3 protein-coding genes are annotated in these 2,313 nt (G+C 64.5%); 2 read left to right on the top strand and 1 reads right to left on the bottom strand.

Features of this window, described 5'->3' with window-relative positions; all coding sequences use genetic code 11:
• Positions 1–339 precede the first annotated feature (339 nt).
• On the bottom strand, positions 340–1,113 hold the full coding sequence (locus DBR20_RS02170; protein ID WP_108265031.1) for a helix-turn-helix transcriptional regulator: 774 nt from the start codon (positions 1,111–1,113) through the stop codon (positions 340–342).
• Positions 1,114–1,206: 93 nt separating this feature from the next.
• Here DBR20_RS02170 and DBR20_RS02175 point away from each other — a divergent pair, with 93 nt between their 5' ends.
• Together DBR20_RS02175 and DBR20_RS02180 are read left to right on the top strand one after the other, a co-directional pair.
• On the top strand, positions 1,207–1,974 hold the full coding sequence (locus DBR20_RS02175) for an alpha/beta hydrolase (RefSeq protein ID WP_108265032.1): 768 nt from the start codon (positions 1,207–1,209) through the stop codon (positions 1,972–1,974).
• A 109-nt stretch (positions 1,975–2,083) separates the two neighbouring features.
• Positions 2,084–2,313, top strand: a 230-nt coding sequence (locus tag DBR20_RS02180; RefSeq protein ID WP_146186931.1) for a NirD/YgiW/YdeI family stress tolerance protein, incomplete at its 3' end; no start/stop codon positions are given.

Below are 2,313 nucleotides of genomic sequence, written 5' to 3' on the forward strand. Positions count from 1 at the left end.
GCCACGGCCTATGCCGCACTGTGGCTGTTCATCACCCTGCTGATCGGCGCGTTCTTTGCCAGCCTCAGCGCCACCTGGGGCGGCCGTCGCCGCGACCTGTAACCCGCATCTGATGCAAGGAGACCTGCCATGAAAACGCTTCTGCTCTGGTTCTTGGGCGTGCCGATTCCGCTGTTGATCCTGTACGCGATCTTCTTCTGAGATCGTGTCGTTGAGTGAGATCCATCAGGCCGCCGCGAGGCGGCCTGATGCCATCCAGTTGCGCATGGACATTTACAGCGTCGAGCGACGCTCGACCCACGCGCGCAGCGCGCATGACAACCAAGCATCGGCCGAGTACTACGCCTCTGCGTACCGGCTCGGCGAACATCCCAGCACACGCCGGAAGGCAGCAGAAAACGCGCTCGGGCTTGCATAGCCCAGGTCCAATGCCACACGCGTCACCGCCTGGCCCTGTCCCAGCCGCTCGATGGCCATCAGCAGGCACACCTGCTGCCGCCACTCTGCAAAACCCACCCCGGTATCGGCGCGGAACATGCGCGTGAACGTGCGCCGGCTCATGCCTGCTTCGGCGGCAACGTCATCGAGGCGCACTGCCAGCGAAGGACTGTCGAGCAATGCGCGGCAGACACGTGCGAGGCGTGCATCGGCGGGCAGCGGTGCATGCAGGGAAAGTGTCGGCATCGATGCGATTTCCGCCACCAGCAGCTGCATCAGTTTGCCTGCGCGCCCGTCCTCGTCGTACAGCGGGGGCAGGTCCACCGCCGCCTCCAGCAGCTGCTGCAACAGCGCAGAGACCGCGTACACCCGGCAGTGCTCCGGCAGCGCCACGGCGTCGGCCGCATCGGCGGAGAGAAAGGCGTTGAGCATCGTCACTGGCCCGCGCATGGTCATCTCATGCGCCAGGCCTGCAGGCACCCAGCAGGCGCGCTGCGGGGGAACCAGCCACCGCCCCTGCGGCGTAGCCACACTGATGGTGCCGCGCGCAGCGAACGCGAACTGCCCGCGCCGGTGGGCATGGCGGGGAAACGCAAATTCGGCGGCGTAGTCGTTCGAGGTGACCACGACATCGCGTGGCAGGTCTTCGTAGGGATCAAGCAGCGAATTGCGCATGGCCCGGATTCTATAGCGATTGACCCGTCATCGACGGTGGGCCGGATCCGCGCTGTCTAGCATCAACGCTCCCCTCGGCTGTAATGGAACCACATGACCAATACTTTCCATCGCGTGGGACACGGACCCCATGCTGTCCTGGTGCTGCACGGCTGGTTCGGCGACGCGCACGCGTTCGAGCCCACCGAGCCATGGCTGTCGCGCGACGACTTCAGCTACATCTTCATGGACTGCCGGGGCTACGGCGGCATGCGCGATGCGCCCGGCGCGTACACCATCGACGAGATTGCATCCGACGCACTGGATCTGATGACTGCCCTGGGCCACGAACGCTTCAGCGTGGCAGGTCATTCGATGGGCGGCATGGCCATTGAACGCATGGCGGTGCTTGCGCCGGAACGGGTGCGCGGCATGGTGGCCATTGCGCCGGTGCCCTGCGGCGGCATTGCCTACGACGCCGCGACGCGAGGCCTGCTTGAAGCGGCAGCCGGGGGCGTAGGCATCCGCCGGACCATCATCGATCGCAGCACCGGCGGACGGCTGCCGGCGCAATGGCTCGACTGGAAGGCCGCGTATTCGGTGGCACATGCTTCACCTGCAGCATTTGCTGCCTATCTTCCAGCGTGGGCGGATACCGATTTCAGCAATGAGATCGTCGGCACTCATCGGTTGAAGGTGCTGGTAGGTGGCCACGATCCCACCTTCAACCGAGCACTGATGGAGCGCACGCATCTGCGCCGCTACCGGCAGGCCACGATGGAGGTCCTGCAGGATGCCGGGCATTACCCGATGAACGAGACGCCGCTGGCCTTGGTGGCGGCCATGGAATCGTTCCTGAAAGAGGCGTCGGGTCCGGGATGAATGGTTTCTGACATTGGATGTCGTTTTCAGATCTTTTCGGATTTATTGCATGGGCATCACATTCGAGGCGATAGAACCTGAGGGTACTTATCCCTGCATGGAGAACACCATGAACCGACGACTCACCCTTGCGCTCCTCGCCACCTCCTTGAGCCTGCTCAGCGCTGGCGCCTTTGCCCAGTACACCGGCCCGGGCGCCACCAGTGCCGTCACCACGGTGGCCGAGGCACGTGACCAGCGTGACGACCAGCCGGTGGTGCTGCAGGGCACGCTGGTGGCCAAGATCGGCCACGAGCGCTACCGCTTCAAGGACGCCACCGGCGAGATCGATGTGGAAAT

It is taken from the genome of Stenotrophomonas sp. HMWF023 (genome assembly GCF_003060985.1).
In the GTDB taxonomy this organism is placed as follows: Bacteria; Pseudomonadota; Gammaproteobacteria; order Xanthomonadales; family Xanthomonadaceae; genus Stenotrophomonas; species Stenotrophomonas lactitubi.